The organism is Paenibacillus sp. J2TS4 (assembly GCF_018403245.1).
Taxonomy (GTDB): domain Bacteria; phylum Bacillota; class Bacilli; order Paenibacillales; family NBRC-103111; genus Paenibacillus_L.
The window spans coordinates 368,187-385,115 of sequence record NZ_BOSH01000006.1 but is presented as its reverse complement, the minus strand read 5'-3'; the positions used below and the strand labels follow the sequence as shown (position 1 = coordinate 385,115).

Annotated in this window: 15 protein-coding genes; 6 read left to right on the top strand and 9 right to left on the bottom strand. The window is 44.1% G+C overall.

Features of this window, described 5'->3' with window-relative positions; translation table 11 throughout:
* Positions 1–43: 43 nt before the first annotated feature.
* The 3 genes from KJS69_RS15780 (at position 44) to tnpB (ending at position 1,757) form a co-directional block, all read left to right on the top strand.
* A complete protein-coding gene (locus KJS69_RS15780) occupies positions 44–1,006 on the top strand; it encodes a cation diffusion facilitator family transporter (RefSeq protein ID WP_213584730.1) in 963 nt (320 codons plus the stop codon).
* 260 nt (positions 1,007–1,266) lie between these two features.
* On the top strand, positions 1,267–1,578 hold the full coding sequence (gene tnpA / locus KJS69_RS15775; RefSeq protein WP_213584729.1) for an IS66 family insertion sequence element accessory protein TnpA: 312 nt from the start codon (positions 1,267–1,269) through the stop codon (positions 1,576–1,578).
* Positions 1,578–1,757: an IS66 family insertion sequence element accessory protein TnpB gene (gene tnpB / locus KJS69_RS15770; RefSeq protein WP_213584728.1), complete on the top strand. Its 180-nt coding sequence runs from the start codon at positions 1,578–1,580 to the stop codon at positions 1,755–1,757. Before tnpA ends, tnpB begins: the two co-directional genes overlap by 1 nt.
* Positions 1,758–2,075: 318 nt before the next feature.
* Here the strand turns inward: tnpB and KJS69_RS15765 are convergent, their stop codons facing one another.
* The gene (locus KJS69_RS15765; RefSeq protein ID WP_213584727.1) at positions 2,076–2,246 is read right to left on the bottom strand and encodes a helix-turn-helix domain-containing protein; all 171 of its coding nucleotides are present in this window, start codon (positions 2,244–2,246) and stop codon (positions 2,076–2,078) included.
* Between the two features lie 306 nt (positions 2,247–2,552).
* On the opposite strand from KJS69_RS15765, the gene KJS69_RS15760 reads away from it, so the two are divergent.
* Positions 2,553–3,665, top strand: coding sequence for an RNA-guided endonuclease InsQ/TnpB family protein (locus KJS69_RS15760; protein ID WP_213584726.1), 1,113 nt, complete (start codon positions 2,553–2,555; stop codon positions 3,663–3,665).
* Positions 3,666–3,876: 211 nt separating this feature from the next.
* On the opposite strand, the gene KJS69_RS15755 is transcribed toward KJS69_RS15760, so the two are convergent.
* The 6 genes from KJS69_RS15755 to KJS69_RS15730 all read right to left on the bottom strand — a co-directional run bounded on the left by KJS69_RS15755 (position 3,877) and on the right by KJS69_RS15730 (position 15,202).
* Positions 3,877–8,232 (bottom strand): polysaccharide lyase family 8 super-sandwich domain-containing protein, encoded by a 4,356-nt coding sequence (locus tag KJS69_RS15755; protein WP_213584725.1) that lies wholly within the window; start codon positions 8,230–8,232, stop codon positions 3,877–3,879.
* A 156-nt stretch (positions 8,233–8,388) separates the two neighbouring features.
* Positions 8,389–9,426 (bottom strand): M14 family zinc carboxypeptidase, encoded by a 1,038-nt coding sequence (locus KJS69_RS15750; protein WP_213584724.1) that lies wholly within the window; start codon positions 9,424–9,426, stop codon positions 8,389–8,391.
* A 9-nt stretch (positions 9,427–9,435) separates the two neighbouring features.
* Positions 9,436–10,305, bottom strand: a complete 870-nt coding sequence (locus KJS69_RS15745) for a carbohydrate ABC transporter permease (protein WP_213584723.1) — start codon at positions 10,303–10,305, stop codon at positions 9,436–9,438.
* Between the two features lie 9 nt (positions 10,306–10,314).
* On the bottom strand, positions 10,315–11,235 hold the full coding sequence (locus KJS69_RS15740; RefSeq protein WP_249730545.1) for an ABC transporter permease: 921 nt from the start codon (positions 11,233–11,235) through the stop codon (positions 10,315–10,317).
* 8 nt (positions 11,236–11,243) lie between these two features.
* Complete coding sequence (locus KJS69_RS15735; RefSeq protein WP_213584721.1) at positions 11,244–12,812, bottom strand: extracellular solute-binding protein; 1,569 nt, start codon at positions 12,810–12,812, stop codon at positions 11,244–11,246.
* Positions 12,813–12,994: 182 nt separating this feature from the next.
* Positions 12,995–15,202 carry a helix-turn-helix domain-containing protein gene (locus KJS69_RS15730; protein WP_213584720.1) on the bottom strand — a complete coding sequence of 736 codons (2,208 nt, stop codon included), beginning with the start codon at positions 15,200–15,202 and terminating at the stop codon, positions 12,995–12,997.
* A 331-nt stretch (positions 15,203–15,533) separates the two neighbouring features.
* Here KJS69_RS15730 and KJS69_RS15725 point away from each other — a divergent pair, with 331 nt between their 5' ends.
* Entirely contained in the window at positions 15,534–15,794 is a 261-nt protein-coding gene (locus KJS69_RS15725) for a hypothetical protein (protein WP_213584719.1), read from the top strand.
* Between the two features lie 67 nt (positions 15,795–15,861).
* A complete protein-coding gene (locus KJS69_RS15720) occupies positions 15,862–16,179 on the top strand; it encodes a pepsin/retropepsin-like aspartic protease family protein (protein ID WP_249730544.1) in 318 nt (105 codons plus the stop codon).
* 51 nt (positions 16,180–16,230) lie between these two features.
* On the opposite strand, the gene KJS69_RS15715 is transcribed toward KJS69_RS15720, so the two are convergent.
* On the bottom strand, positions 16,231–16,620 hold the full coding sequence (locus KJS69_RS15715) for a hypothetical protein (RefSeq protein ID WP_213584718.1): 390 nt from the start codon (positions 16,618–16,620) through the stop codon (positions 16,231–16,233).
* Complete coding sequence (locus tag KJS69_RS15710) at positions 16,571–16,756, bottom strand: class I SAM-dependent methyltransferase (protein WP_213584717.1); 186 nt, start codon at positions 16,754–16,756, stop codon at positions 16,571–16,573. Before KJS69_RS15710 ends, KJS69_RS15715 begins: the two co-directional genes overlap by 50 nt.
* Positions 16,757–16,929 lie beyond the last annotated feature (173 nt).

Sequence of the window (16,929 nt, the reverse complement as noted above, 5' to 3'; positions counted from 1 at the left end):
ATATATGAGTATATGTTCATGTATAAATATTGGAGGGATTTTTATGTCAGGACATCATCACGATCATGGCCACAACCACGAGCACAGCAACAACAAGAAGATTTTGCTAATTTCATTTGTTATCATTACGGCGTATATGGTGATCGAAGCTGTAGGCGGATTTATTACTAATAGCTTGGCCTTGTTATCGGATGCGGGCCATATGCTGTCCGACTCCTTGGCCTTAGCGATTGCCTTGCTCGCCTTCAAATTTGGCGAAAAAGCGGTCAGTACAGGAAAAACATATGGGTACAGGCGCTTTGAAATACTGGCTGCTACACTCAATGGATTGACCCTGATCGGCATTGCCCTTTACATCTTTTATGAAGCGATTGAACGTTTTGCCAACCCGCCTGAAGTCGCTACGGTGGGCATGCTGATCATCAGTACTATTGGGCTGCTGGTTAACATTCTGGTTGCTTGGATTATGATGCGCGGGGGCGACACGGAGCATAATTTGAATATGCGTGGTGCCTTCTTGCACGTCATCAGCGACATGCTGGGATCGGTAGGTGCAATTGCAGCAGCTCTGCTTATGATGTTCTTTGGCTGGGGATGGGCCGACCCACTGGCCAGCGTTATCGTCGCCGTACTCGTACTTCGCAGCGGATATATGGTGAGCAAGTCTTCTCTGCATGTGTTAATGGAAGGCACTCCGCGCAATGTCAAAGTGGAGGACATCGCACAAGCGATACTGAAGATCGTTGGAGTTAAAGGTGTTCATGATTTGCATATCTGGTCGATTACCAGTAACATGCATGCCCTGACTACCCATATTGTGGTTGATGGCAACAAAACGGTATATGAAACAGAAGCACTATTGCACAAAGTCGAACATATGCTGGAGCATAAAGGCATTCATCACGTGACCTTGCAAGTTGAATCCGATAAGCACAAACATGAAGACAACCTCTTATGCAACATTAAAGCGAGTCCGCCCGATGCACATGCCCATCACAACCATTAATGCCCGGAGCATATAATTTCTGGAGAGCAGTTGGATGTCAACTGCTCTCTTATTTTGAAACGATTTTTCGATTATATAAAAAAGTACCGCTAGGGGGTACCTAATTAAAATAATATCATTGTATAAAAAAATAAACGACATCTCTGCCGTTTGTGTAAGATATTGGTGGACTTAGCGTAAGCGTCAAACCCAGCCCACCTGTTCAAAGGGTAAAGAGTATGGGAAACTAAGCGCATCTAAATGAAAGGGTGTGCTGAACAATGAATGAAACGGAGAAAGCCAGCTATTGGCGAGAACAAGACAGCCAGTATCGGGCAAGCGGCCTGACGATGAAAACGTGGTGCGAGAAGCATCACATCGCCTTCGGACAAATGAAATACTGGATTCGCAAACTGGGCTTGCGTCAGCGTTCGCTTGGAACTGTGGTACCGAATTGGATCGAGGTCACGCCGATCCCCGCGCGTGCTTCTTCGCTCGTCGTTCGGGTCGGCGCTGCCGAGATCAAGGTTGCTGCCGGTTTTGATGCGGCCTTGCTGAAGCAGGTCGTTCAGACGTTGGGGGATCACGCCTGATGCTGCCGCTTCCTGAACGCGTCCTGCTCGCCAGCGGCACAACCGACCTGCGAAAATCGATCGACGGATTGGCGGCTCTGGTTCAGGAATCGCTGGGCGTCAGCCCGTTTGCCCCCACACAGCTTGTTCGTCACCAGCTGGACAACTTACACCATCAACTTCTGGACATTATGCCTTAGCAGTAACAGCTACTTTCCGAATCCATGTTTAAACGAATAGGATCATGTCTTTTTAAATTTTTTTACAAAGGAAGGACTTCTTTTATAGGAGTATATTTCTCTGCTACAACCTGCGCAACTGCAGGGTGTGTAATTTTACCGGAAGAAACGGATAAACCAAAATGATCGGCAATGTCGCAACGAGAACCGTCTTGCCATCCCCTCTCTAACACTTATTCAATATATCGAGCAAACTGAGGGAAAGTAAATCATCGTATTAGCAGATCCTTCACAGCATCGCAGTTTTCCGTAGAAATGCACCATAATCTCGAAAAGTGTCTATTCAATTTTCTTTCGATACTCGCCGGGTGTCATCCCTGTAAACTTCTTAAACATACGGTTAAACGAATTAATATTTTGGTACCCGGATTTCGGGACAATTTCCTTCACTTTCCAATTCGTGGAATGCAACATCTCTTGAGCTTTTCTAATTCGAAAACATTTTTGCATTTTCAGCGTTTCCCCGACAAGCACCGAGGTCTCCCGTTCTCGTGTTCACCGTAATGTCGCTTACAGGCACTGGTTCATGATCTGCGTAAAGGATACTCGCGACTTGAGTCGTGAGAGGAATTTACGCCCTTCTCTTATTAGTCACACCCCTTTCCTCCTCCTCTTTTGATTAGATAAGTGATCTTACACTTATTTCTGAATTTCTGCTTCAAACAGGAACATATGTTTGATATAATGGAGTGTGTAGGATTAGGGTGAGTAACTTACAGCCTAGCCGAATCTAAACGTGAAGCAAGGTGACTTGACTTGAAAATCACTTTAACCGCCAAAGTGAAAATCTTACCCACTCCTGAACAAATCGATGGGTTACGACAGACTTTACGAGCTTATCGTCTGGCAAGTGATTACCTGTCCAAGCTTGTATTTGAAGAGAAAATTCTCTCCAAGACGAAGCTGCATCAGTTGATGTATCGAGAGTTGCGTTCTACCTTTTCCTTGCGATCTCAAATGGCCCAATCAGTCATGCGAACGGTGATTGCTCGGTACAAGTCATTAGTCGGCAACGGCCACCTCTGGACATTCGTCCGGTTCAAGAAACCGGAGCTCGACCTCGTTTGGCGTCGAGATTACTCGCTTGCGAAGCGGATGTTTTCCATCAATACCGTGCATGGCCGCATCAAGGTGGCTTATGAAACGAAAGGCATGGAAACGTATTTCGATGGATCCTGGTCCTTCGGGACCGCCAAGTTAGTCCACAAGCGAGGGAAGTTCTTCTTACATCTCCCGATGACCAAAGAAGTGGAAGAAGTCTCGGATCAATCTTTGAATCAAGTAGTTGGATTAGACATGGGCGTCAATTTTATCGCGACCAGCTATGATTCCCAAGGTCAATGTACGTTCTTTCACGGTAGACCCATTAAGAATAAGCGCTCGAAGTACAAGCATTTGCGAAAGCAGCTGCAGCAACTGGGGACAGCCTCTGCTCGCCGTAAGTTAAAGCGAATCGGGGGACGAGAAAACCGCTGGATGACAGATATCAATCACCGGATATCCAAGGCACTCGTCCGCCGATATGGGGCCCATACGTTGTTTGTATTGGAAGATCTAACGGGCATTCGAAACCGTACAGAGCGGGTTCGGGTCCAGGATCGTTATGAAACCGTCTGTTGGTCCTTCTATCAACTGCGCCAGATGATAACGTATAAGGCCATCCTCCATGGAGGTAAAGTAATCGCGGTCGATCCTCGTTACACCTCACAAGCATGCCCCAAATGTAGGCATACAGAGAGAGCCAATCGGGATAAGAAAAAGCACCGCTTCTGTTGTCAGAAGTGCGGGTATCGCTCGAATGATGATCGCATTGGCGCTATGAATCTTCAGCGCATTGGAATCCAGTACATCGCTGAAGTGGCTGTATAGGTATACCTATGCAATCGGGCAGCAGTCAACCTGCCTATGGTAACGCCACCCCAAGGAAGGAGGCTAACCGCCGTACTCACTTCCGGGCAGTTACAAGCTCGTGACTTGAGTCATGAGTTGTTGACGTTCCTAATCATCATAAAAGCTCGCTACGTACGTTTTTCCTTTCGAATTCGCAAAGTCAACCTGTACGGAGGTCTGTGTTCCTGTTTCAATATATTAACGCCTGATCGTTTTTCACCGTTTCGAGGCTACGATTGATTGTGACAGAGGCGCTATGCAATTTTTGCGTCGGATCACTTAAACTGAGCTCAAATTGACCGTCTTTTTCCTGAATCATCACAATCATAGGATCTGAAACCGTAATATCACCAAATGTCCCAGCTTCCCAAAAGACAATCCCCGTAGCTCCGGTGCTCCGGTCTTTTACCGCCTGCACTTGCTCTGTATTCGCAAGAATCGAAACATCCGGATCGGATGCATAACCCGCTGTCTCAAGGTCATTTTTGTGGGGCAGCAATACATAGGAGTATTCTTCCCCATCCGGATCCACACCATGGTGAAGCCGGAGTTCCATAAACTTAGTCGTATTTCCAAGTTTGGCAACCGTTAGATCGCCGCCATTCGGAAAGTAATAGCCTGCATTGTTTTCCAGGGCAACCCACTCTGCATCAGTCAGTACCACGGTGGAATCATTCTCGAATTCGAGCAATTTCCCGTCTGCAACTATCGTCTCGGCACCTGTTTCAAAAAGACTGGTGTTCTTTAGTTCCAAAGGCAAGTTATCATCTGGTGGATAAACTTGGATTTCTGTATAACTATTCCACGCGCTGCCTGTCGTTCTGCCGTATCCGTAGAGCCTGATGTATTTAGCTTCAACTACTTCTTCAAGTTTAAAAGCTTCCAACTCGGGGGTAGTGCCACTGGTTGCTCCTTCGTACACCGTGGTCCAATTGTCCTCATCATCCGAAACCTTTATCTCGAATAACGCTGCGCTATTTTGCCCAACGTACACCGATATTCCAAAATATCCGATGGGCAAACTCTCTGTCAGCTCCAATTGAATCCAGGCATTTTCCCGCCCTTCATATGACCACCTGCTCCCGTAATCTCCGTCGACGACATTAATCGGAAGATTGCCGTCGCTTCCGACAGCCGTGACGCTTTTGATCAGGTAAGGGATCGCTGGCTCCTCCGTATCAGATGGTGACCTCTCCTTGACTTCTATCAGTCTTCTGTTGTCAACGGTTGTTGCTACCTCATAACCGTCTTCCGCATTGATCCCGGTACCCAGCGCCACAATCTCTTCGTCAAATGCAAACCATGCTTTCTTCGCAACCAGACTGGAATCATGCAAAGGCGGCATACCGCCGGCCCCTTCATCATTACCAACTGGCGGCACATCATTATGATATGATTCGTAAGACATCGCAGCCGTAAAATATAAGTCTTTCAACTGCGCCGCTCCGACAAAATCCTGATTCGATAAAGGTGAATCCGCTGCTCTGATGCTTACCGCCTCACGTTCCTGCGTATCATTGGTCACACCTGGCAAATGATACGGATTTACATTTCTGCGGTAATCGTTGCCAAACTGGTATAAATCGTGATCCAGATATAAATATGTCATGCCATCTCCCGTGTACCAGCCTTTCTGGTTCTCTTGGTTGAGGCTGCTATAGGTCGGTATCCTTGAAGAAGACATCGCGATTCCAAACGCATAATTATCTCTATGCTGCACAACCCGATCTCCCGTGTAATAGACGTATGCGATCTCATAATCATCGGGAGCAATGGAATGGTCTTCAAGGACTTCCCTCAGCTTTGTCAGTTGGCTAATATTTAGAACTCCGAGGATATCCCGAAGATTCTCTTCCGTGACATGACGCTTGATGATTTTTTTCAATTTCTCATCATCATCTAATCCGTATACTCCGATCAGGTCTAACATCCCTGCGATCAATTCCGCGCCCATGAACTGTTCGTTGGTACTACGCGAGAAGCTCCGACCGCCAAACATCACCATATTGCCACCCTTGTACATAATGGGTTCAAACATATGATAAATCCACATGGCCAGATTATATTTATACGGACTTCTGACTTCAAACTTGGAACCGGATAACAGGCTGTAGCCATCCAGCACCCGTTCGAGCAAGGAGACCACTCCATAGGTTCCAGATTGTGGAACACGTTGATAGATGTAAACCCAATCCTCCTGCACGCCCTCTCCGTCTTCCACAGATGCGAGCATACTGTCATAGTCATTCAATAATGAAACCATCATATCCACATCGTGTAAAAGAATCGCTGCCTGAGTTGCGTAATAATTTCGGCTAACGATTGGACGCTGCGATTGCATAGCCTCAAGAATATGCAAGTAAGGGACAAGATACTTCTCGATATCGGCTTGATCCATCTCCGGCTCCATGATTAGCATTACGTTGTTCAGATGCGTCGGGACACCGACCATCCAATCCCACCAATTGAAATCATGGATACTGCGCCAGCCTCTGCCTTCTATTTCATCTAAGCCGTAAAGGTTCTCATACAGCCACTCCAATCCATACAAAATATCGTCTTTAAGCGCTTCATTCTGATACAGTTCAGAACCATACGTCCCATATGCCAATGCCATTATACTCAAATGATTGTACTGTGAAGTCATTTCTGCCGTGGTCGTCGGAAATACGTTTCCAAATAAAATGTTGGCATTCTCATCTTTATTCATTTGATTCCATGATTGCTGTCCAGTCGACGCGATTTGGCTAACATGCTCTGCAATCCATTCGTTCGAGAGTTCGTTATCCTCACTGCCTACCAGATGGTTCCTCGCCTTTTGCTTTAATTCATGAAAATCTTGGTCTGTAATGTCATCACGATTTATCGGCTGGAAGGACAAAAGTTGAACCCCTGCTTCTACCAGCTCGTCATCTGCCTCGAATGCATCAAGGATCTCACGCTCGGCAATGACAGTAAGCTGGTCAAAGGTGCGGGCAGTTCTTCCAAATGCCTCTGCCAACGCAACCACCGGCAGGTAAATCACGCCGTTATTGCTAAACAGAGGGACTGGCATTTCCTGTGTTTGACCGTCAACCGTAAACGTTGATTCGCCCAAGGTGAATACTGCGTTCGTCTGCTCGTATTGAACTTCTACACTGTCGGTAGTCACCGATACTTCCGCGTCAAAGTATTCATCGAAAAAGAGCCATGGGGGATAGACAATACCACCGGCTGTCAAGACACGCAAAGGGTCGCCAGACGCATTTTGCAACTCATTTACTTCCCCGTTACTAAAAACGGCAGCGTTGAAGTTCATCATAGCGAACCCGTCTCCGATCCGTTCTTCAAATATTCTCGGCAGAAATTTCCCACTGGAAAGAGCGGATTCATTCCCATCTCCATCTACAACCGACAAAGCATAATAAGGCTTGATAAGATCAGATTGAAGTTCAGAATCAATCACATATTCCCCTGATGTTGCGGAAATAGATGCCACCAAGATCGCATCATTTTTACTTTCTTCGGTAATCGGGTCATGATCACCGTATATGTTTACGGTAGCCGCCCGTTGTCGTGGAATTAAATCCCAGTGCAGCCGAATCGCCTGATTGATTGTCCCCATTACCTTGAATGAAGCAGCAGGTTGTACTCCAGGCAGTTCATCTGGGATTTTAACTTCCATTTCCTCTGAAATGACATGTTCTTCCCCATCACTACTTGTAAAAGCAACCTTGTAATAATACGTTTTACCAGAAGCAGTGGATCGATCTTGGTATTCAGTTCCCCCCGTACTTCCGATCCATGTATCATCATCCGGAGTGAATCCGCTTGTTGTGGATCGATACACGTCAAATAATGGTTGAGCATCAGGCAAATGGTTGGTGGCCCAATTTACATTCACTACGCCTGTTTCTTCTACCGTCGCATCGTAATGCAGGAAGTCTGCAGGCTGGTTGATATCGACTTCCGTTAAGCTTATGTCATCAAACCACAATTCTCCGGTACCTCGTAACAATATCGGTTGAATATTAAATGTCACTGTATTGGCAGGCGCTCTAATCAGAAAATGAAAAAACGTCCAGTCTTGGGTACCTGACAAGTTACCAAAGTAGCCAACAGGTTGTGTCGAAGCGCGATTCCCATCATAGTATTGAATGCGCACACAAGCACATATGCTCATTTCTAATTCAACGTTTTTGGATTTGGCCCAAAAACTTAGCGCATACGTCTTACCAGCTTCAACCCGGATGTTTGTATCCAAAGCACCTGTGCTACTCGGTTCAGTGGCCGTAATTTTACCCGAATAATCTCCCGCTCGGGCATCTCCATAAACAATCGAAACGACGGAATCTCCACGAGGCATCCAAGTGTTCCAACCCGGAATTTTGCCATTATCCAACACCGGTTCCTCGAAGCCGCTATTGGAAATCAAGTTCGGTGTTTCAGCGATTAGCAGTTGATCTTCAATAGAGAAGTCTTGTGCCTGGATTACAGGTGCAAACATTGAAAATACTAGACTAACAATTAGCATCCAACGAATTACCATATTCCTTTTCCTCTTCATCCTCAAACCTCCTGATTTCATATTGATTCAACTGGAACTAAAACGCTTTCATTTTTTCAATTACACCGTTTCTTCTAGATGACTTTCATTATTCTTGGGAAGGTAACACTACCTACTAGTGGATCCTTTTCGCTAGTAGGCAGCATGGTAACCATTCTATTTCTTCTCTTTCATAAACTTGAACAGTTCCTCAAACAAGATACGATGCGACTCCCATATTTCTTCGTAACTGTAAGCCTCGCCTGGCGCGTCCACCAAGCCCATATTGGTTTCATATGTCATGCTGAGTCCTCCGCTAATATGATGCAAGGTCGATGTCAGATTGAACGAAGGAGTCCTACCGTCCATTCCGTCAATCTCGTTTATCTCAAACACTTTAAATTTGATTTCTTTCGCTTGACTGGCTTCCTTTAATCGTTTGGTAAACTCATACTGCCGTTGTTTGATCGATAACGGCACATAACTCGTGTTGATGATGTGATTGACGCAATTCGTTCCCCCGTGAAGAAGTACGGTAGCATCGACCGCCTCCTCGTCAACCAATTGCATCAAATCCTTCGTTTCCTGTGCCATGGGCATAAAGAAATTGTCATGCATCATATTAATGCCATCATCATTAAAGTACCCGCCCAAGTACTCGACATCGTTCAGGATGGGATGAACCGCTTTGCACCCCGGCCAGTCACACAACGATCCATCCTTCCACGTTCCTTGGACATAGTAACGAAAGGTTCGAAATGACATGCCAACGACAGTATTTACGGGTATTCGCGCTCGTCCATCCGGATTCATGCACGGAATCAGAAGCAGCCGGAATGAGTTTAGAATATCCGATGCATTTTCCGGTTTTTCTCCTCTAAAATCCACGCCGGTCTCCAACGCTTGAATCAAATTCAACACAGCCGCAATACCTTCCAGCTCACCACCGTGAATACCTCCGACAATTAAGAGCACAGGGCGATCTCCCGCTTTTTTATTCGCATAATGATCCGGATTACGTGCTCCGCAAGCGGAATTATAATTCGCCGTTCTGCCAAAATCTTGTTTCTCCCCATATTCAACCATAGGAATATCTCGTCCGCCTGCAGACCGGGAAAGGATTCTCACCTTCCCTTTTTTCACTCGCTTCACTACAGCTGTAATATCTTCCAGACTGGTTTTCCAATAAAAAGGCGCTTCTGTTAATTGTTCCATTGATTACGTTCATCCTTTCAATGATCCGATTAAAACTCCTTTTACAAAATACTTTTGAAGAAAAGGATAGACCATGATGATCGGAAGTGTTGACACCATGATCGTAGCGAATTTAAGCGATTCATCGATCATCATCTCTCCGTCCCCGCCACCTCCAAATGTACCGTCCTGCACCTGGCCCGCCAGTACAATATTCCGTAGAAAGACCTGTAGCGGGAATAAGTCGGCGTTACGCAAATATAGCAACGCATGGAAGAAGTTATTCCAGATTCCAACCGCATAAAACAGACCAATCGTAGCTAAGACAGACTTGGATAAAGGCAGAATAATCCGCGTAAAAACGCCCAGATCGTTCAGACCATCAATTTTTCCCGACTCTACTAATTCATGCGGTATTCCCTGAAAGAATGTGCGCATAATGATCAGATTCCAGGTCGATATCAATCCGGGTATGACCATCGCCCAAATCGTATCCATCACGCCCAGGCTGCGCACGACCAGAAAGGTGGGGATCATGCCTCCATTAAATACAATTGTAAAAACGATCATCAGCATAAAAAACTTCTTGAACACAAAGTTTGCCCTGGAAAGGGAATAGGCTCCCATAGCTGTAAGCATAAGAGACAGGAACGTTCCTAACACCGTATAAATGATCGTGTTTTTATACCCTGTCCAAATCCGCTTATCTTGCAATACATATTGATAAATATCCAGAGTGAATCCTTTTGGAAATAAAAACACTTCGTTTCGAATTACATGTTCAGATGAGCTTAAGGAGACCACTATCATGTACCAGAAAGGATACAATGACAGAAAGCCTACCAAAGCCAATACCATGACATTGACTACAGTAAACAAATCTATTTTACGTTGTCTCATAGCCAGCTCCTACCATAAGCTAGTATCGCTTAGTTTTCGACTCGTGTAGTTAGCGGAGGTTATAAAGATGAGGCTGATAATTCCCATAAACAAATCAATCGCCGTCCCATAGGCAAAGTTGCCCCTAACGATCCCGATACGATAAACATAGGTGGATATAATATCGGCTGTCGCATAAGTCGACGGATTATAAAGCAAAAACACCTTTTCAAAGCCAATATCGATCATGTTCCCGATATTCAAGATAAGCACAATAACGATAGCGGGAGCGATGCCCGGCAGCGTTATATGAAACATTTTCCGCCACCTGTTGGCTCCATCCATTTCCGCGGCCTCATAAAGTTGTGGGTCAATCGTCGTCAAGGCAGCCAGGAAAATGATCGAGCTCCAACCGGCACTCTGCCATATTCCGGAAGCCACATAGATCGTTCGAAACCAGTCAGCCTTCTGCAAAAAATTAATCGCATCAAATCCGAGCCAAGTAATCACTTGATTAACAATTCCCGTTGTGGGGGAAAGAAACATCGTAACCATGCTCACAACAACAACTGTAGAGATAAAATGCGGGAGATAACTAACCGTTTGAATAAACCGTTTATAAAGCATTATCCGAAGTTCGTTTAATAATAAAGCGAGGATGATGGGCACCGGAAAACTGAAAATAACGTTATAGAAGCCTAGCAAGAACGTGTTTCGAATAATTTTAAACGCATCGGGACTTTGAAAAAATTGATGGTAATATTTTAAACCGACCCAATCACTGCCCCAAACTCCTTTAAGCAAATTGTAATCTTTGAAAGAGATAACAATTCCAGCCATCGGAATGTATTTGAATATAATGTAGTACAACAGTACAGGTGCGAATAACAGCAATAAATACTTATCACGAACGATTGCTCTAACAACCGGCTTTTCCAACCATGTACGCAAGTATGACTTCACCTCCGCCGATCCCAAGCTGTCTGATGCAGCTCGATCATTTCCTCCAGACCCAGATTGTAAGCTTCTTCTACATACGCGTCCCATTCATCAAGCGAACGTTCCCCCATAATAAACCGGGCCATCGCTTCTTCGTAATGCGTGTTTATGGAGTCGTTCAACAAATTGTAGCGCTCTCCCTCATCCGGTCTTAAATTCGGAATTACGACTTGTACAGGAAACGCATACTTTGGCGCCTCTTCATACGCATATTGCTCAGATTCGTCAATCATGCTGATGAGCGCATCTGTATCGTAATTCCCGTATGTTCCCTGTGTCATGAGGCCCAGTTCTCTTCTCAAATCTGTAAACTCTGTAAATTCCGGATTAAAGACTCTTTCCCCATTCTGGATGGTATACGTCTCGCCTTCCTTACCCCAACTGAGAACATCTATTCCTTCTTCCGAGTAATAGAAGTCCAGCAATTTTAAGGCTTCCTCCAAATTTTCACTTTGGGAATTTATCGCAAATCCAGATCGCTCATAGTTGGTATCGGCTATATACTGATTATCACCTGTTCCGATTGGAGGGGGAAGGAATACTAACCGACCTTCCGATAGTTGATTGTTTACAATTTCCATTTGACCAATATATTGAACGGTAATAAACGATTGATTGCTCACCATGGCTTGCGTCCACGCCTTCGCATCCATCGAAAGGAAATCCGGAGGACTCAACCCTTCCCGATAAAAATCATGGAGATACGAAATCATGGTCTTGAACTCCTCTTCAACCGGACCATAACGGGCTTCTCCTGTTTCAGGATCCGGGAAGTAACTAGGAAAAGTACCAAAAGCCGGTGCGAAATTCTGCAAATTGCCTAATCCGTGTCGATAAATAAAAGGATAACTGCTCGGATAGAGCTCCTTCAATTGTTTGCTTACCTCATACAATTCATCCCACGTGGTGGGAGGAGTCAAGTTATGTTTTTCAAAAATATCTTCACGATAAAACATAATCATATAATTTGTAATTCCCGCACCATTAATAAGAATGTGGTAAATCTCTCCATCAGGTGCGGTCACTCTCGATTTCAACTGCGGATTTTCATCCAAATATTTCTGAACGTTGGGCAGTTTATCCATATGCTCGGACAAATCGAGGAGAATCCCGTCCGCCCCATATTTGCCCGCCAAACTATCCGGTACGTAAATTAAATCTTGAAGATCCCCAGACGCCACATTTAAAGCTAGAGTGTCTATAAAATCTCCTGTGGGAATACTAACATCTACTTTGATATTCGTACTTTCTTCAATCCATCTCCATACGGGCCAGTCCTCCTTGTATGGCCATGTTTGAGTCACAGCGGTGAACAAGCGCACCGTCGCAGGATCCACTGAATAATAGGAAGGATGGTCTCCCTCTCCTTCTGCTTCCGTCCCGTTCTGCCCACCTTCATTTTGCTCCACATCATTGCCATCATTATTGTCTGGCGCATTCTGCTCCTCTGTACCGCATGCGGCTAACACAATGAGCAATGAAAGCACAAGGAACAGAAACAACTTCGTTCGTTGATGCAACGCTTTCATTCTTGTACAACCCCTCTCTTCCATATTTGATTATGACTGATTAAGGTTCACTATATCCGGCTACAAAAGGGGTAGTAAATCCTTATAATCACAGATTCTTCATCACATTGAATGAAATCTGAAAAATATACCATAATCTAAAAAACTAACCATGTCCGGATGCAGGCAGACTTTTACTCGATTCATTCATCAAGCGAGCTTCTTTTTCGATATTCCCCTGGAGTAATTCCCGTAAGCTTTTTAAACATACGATTAAATGAGTTAATATTTTGATATCCGGATTTCAAAGCGATTTCCCTCACTTTCCAATCTGTAGATTTCAACCATTCCTTAGCTTTCTCAATGCGATATCCATTTAAATACTCAATAAAGTTGCTCCCCGTCTTGCTCTTAAAGTATGTAGACAAGTAACCGCTGCTCATTTTTAACTTGTCCGCCAGTTCGTCAAGATAAATTTCCTCGGCAAAATGAGCCTCCACATATTGTGAAATATAGTCGACAATGTGATCTGTCTCCATCTTTTCCTTCTGTTCTACTATTCGCCCGCAGACTTGATGGATCATATCTTGCAATAAAGATTCAAGCTCCGCAAACGTATGACAACTTTTCATCTTTCCCCATTCGGCATAAAAACTTTGTTCTTCGTCCCTTTCCAAATTATGTATGGTCAGTTGTCTGTGGCATCGGTCCACTACATTTTTAGCGAAGCTCTCCACTTCAACAGCGTATGCCTTCTGATGTTGGAATCTATCCAGCACTTTCCGCACCGTCTTCATCGCGAGCGTTGCATTCCCCTCCCGCAAATGAGCATCGAACTGCTGCTCTTGCTCGATCGAAAAACCGCTGTAGGACATCACTGGAGCAGATTTTTTAATGATCGTTGTCTCATCGCTATAGGGTCTATGATGCACTCTGTCCAGCGCTTCCTCATACGCTTTAGTCAGCTCACTTGAATGCTGATACTCGGAACTGACAGCAATCGTCGCGTACCCGATAGCTTGATCCAAATCCAAAATCGCTTTTACTTTCTGCAAAATCTCCATCAGTTCCAACTGTTCATCTACAAAAGTCAAACATAAAATCTGATTTTTTTCCGTTTGAAAGACTATAGAATTTTCATGTTTTCTGGCGACCGAGATGTCAATAAACTCTTTCACGTATAGATACCACTTATTTTCTGTTTCCTTGACTTCCTGCGAGCGATCCTTGAAAACCAAATCAAACAACAGCATAACAAATGGTCGATTGGAAAAGTTCAACTCTTCATCACCCGATTGCCGAATCTCTTTCAACTGGTTCATGTAGCTGTAATTTTGCTTTTCTCTGGCTAATTGAGTAAATTGATGACTGATCGTGTGGAATTCTTTAATATTGCTATGTACAGGCTGATTGGTATTCATATTTTTTAGCGATACGATGACTTGCTGCAACGGATTATTAATCTTTCGGATAAATAACCAGGCAGCTATAATACTAGCGATCGTCGCTACCGTCAAAATAAACATTAAAGTCGCTTTTATAGTAATTTGAGCGGTGATATCTTCCCTTGGAATCTGCTGGATATAGGTAAAACCGGAATCGGCTCCTGTTTTATAGAAATAATAATGGTCATCTGCAAGAATGTACTCCCGACCATCCTGAGGAAGCGAAGGCAGCTCATCTGGATTTGTTCCATCTGAATTCGGATATAACACGCGATCACCATCACGGATGATCAACCCTTCATTGATCGAGACATGAAATTGTTGAAACATCTTCTGCGCATCCAACAAAGCAACAATATAAAAGGTATCGGACTCGCGAATTTTGAATACTGCCGGGATTATAAGTTCTGTTGTAGAGGGCTGTTTCGGATAGCTGTAGTCCATAAAAGAAACCGCCGGCAAAAATTTCTCTTTAAACGGTTCGGTAAACTGCTCTTCCCAAAATGAAGGAGTGTACGCTGCATTCTGCATAAAAACAGTAAACATCCTTTGTGGATCTGTACTTCTGTTTTTATTTAAAATTTGTGAAGTAGAATCGTTATATAAAATAATATCTTGAATATGGAGTAAAGGATTGGCTACAATTTGTTGAATCTCTTGCTGAATATTCGGAAATGTAAGGTATCGACTTTCCCTCTTAAAGCTCTGAACCTCATTATGGATCATAAAAGACAATAAAGTACGTTTCACCAATTCGTAGTGCTTTTCGTAGCTTTCAACGGTATTATTCAAGTTCAGCATATTGTATTTGATAATTTCCGATCTGACTTGACCCGAAGTCATCGAGATGGTGATAAAGTGAAACGTGACCAATAAAACGATAATCGTCATAAAGCCCAAAATTAAATTCATGAACAGCGAGAGCGAATTGTTTTTGGATGGCAGAAGCTGTTGTAGCGCTTTCAATTTGTTTTCCTCCAATGGCCCACAGAATTTTTATTATACTTTATCAGGCTCAAAGCAGAAATAAGTGCTAGATGTAAGCGGAGGTAGCCACTGCGGGAAATGAGGGGACTTCCGATCGCTGAGCCAATGCTCCCGGAGTGCGCTTTCTGGAAGAAAGCGTTGACCAGTCTCCCTCTTTCCCTCCGTTTCTGTCATGCACTGATTATTAGATTGAGTCCTTTATCATTCGTGATATATTGTACCATATAATGACAATCCTCAGGCTCGCTTCCATCATCCTTGAGCAGCTATGGTATAATAAAAACAGAATAAACCAAGCGAGGTGAAGCCGATGAAATGGGAGGAGATCACCGAACTACATCCAGGTCGATTTGTTCTGGTGGAAGCAATCAAGGCAAGCTCCAGCAACCGTATACGTCAATTAGAGGATATGGCGGTTATTCAAGACTACGATAATCCGCAAGAAGCTTGGAGCGGCTATAAAGAGCTGCACAAGCTCCATCCGACACGTGAGTTATATGTATTCCATACGAGCAGAAATGATGTTGAGGTGGTAGAAGAGTTTTTCTCTGGTGTTCGGCAGCGAACATGAAATTAAAACTACAGCACGGCTTACCCATTGTTTCTTTGATCTTAATTAAAATGAACAATCTATTACTTTGCACAATGTTCTATTCGATACAGGCTGTGCGACAACAGTTTTTGATACCGATGCATTAGCTGCAATAGGTATTCATATTGATTTTGTAAATGAACGAGCTAAGCGAATGTACGGAGTAGGAGGAACAAGCGAAATATGCTATGAGCAGCAGATTCCTGACCTTTGTATTGAACATGTTGCATTAACTGATTTCCCAATTCAGCTTGGCTCGATTCAGGATCCTTATGGCTTTGATGGAATTGTTGGCATTGATTTTATGATGAGAGCAAAATGCAAAGCGGATTTTAAATCCATGACTATTGAGCTTGAAAAATAGACCAAGTGATTCTACTCATCAAGGAGAGTAGCTCGCCTGGTCTATTTTCATCTATGTCGTACCAATTGCTCCAAATAGTTCAAAGCGATAGCAACCAACATGGCGCAAGGTGCCCATTTCCTGCTGATCCTTCACAGTGCCTTTTAATAGTTGCGTTAAGCATTGATCCCTGACCAGAGGTTGCTGCACATTCATTTTTTCGCGTAATTGCTCACTGTCCTCAAGCATACTTTCAATGTGGTGGCGAATCGTCACAAAATCAATTTTTTCCGGTAATACCTGTTCCTTCAGAAAAAAAACAACTGAGCCATAGGCGGCAGAGTTAGAGGAGGGGATCGGGTATAAATAGGCAATAAGCCGTTGACGAGTACCTTCGTCTACGGTAACAAAGTCAATGGGCAAAATAGCCGGAGATATAAGCGCCCTTCGGCGGATACACATAGTTTTCCCCACGATAGTACAATATCAATTCATCTATAATGGAACTGTTAGTACCCAAATATCCGTAACCGCAACCAAAATCGATGATTCGAACAGGGGATGTAATTTTCCAGACGATCCAATAGTAATTGTCCATTCGGATATCCCCTTCAGAACATATTAATTCTTCCAAAACAGTTTACCACTTCATTATCGTTTTGGTGGGATTCCCGACATATTAACCCGTTTGTTGAGCAAGGTGTGCGGAAATGACATATAAGCGATGGACGGATCCAACGCCTGTTTTTTGCAATATCCTGTTCCTTTGAT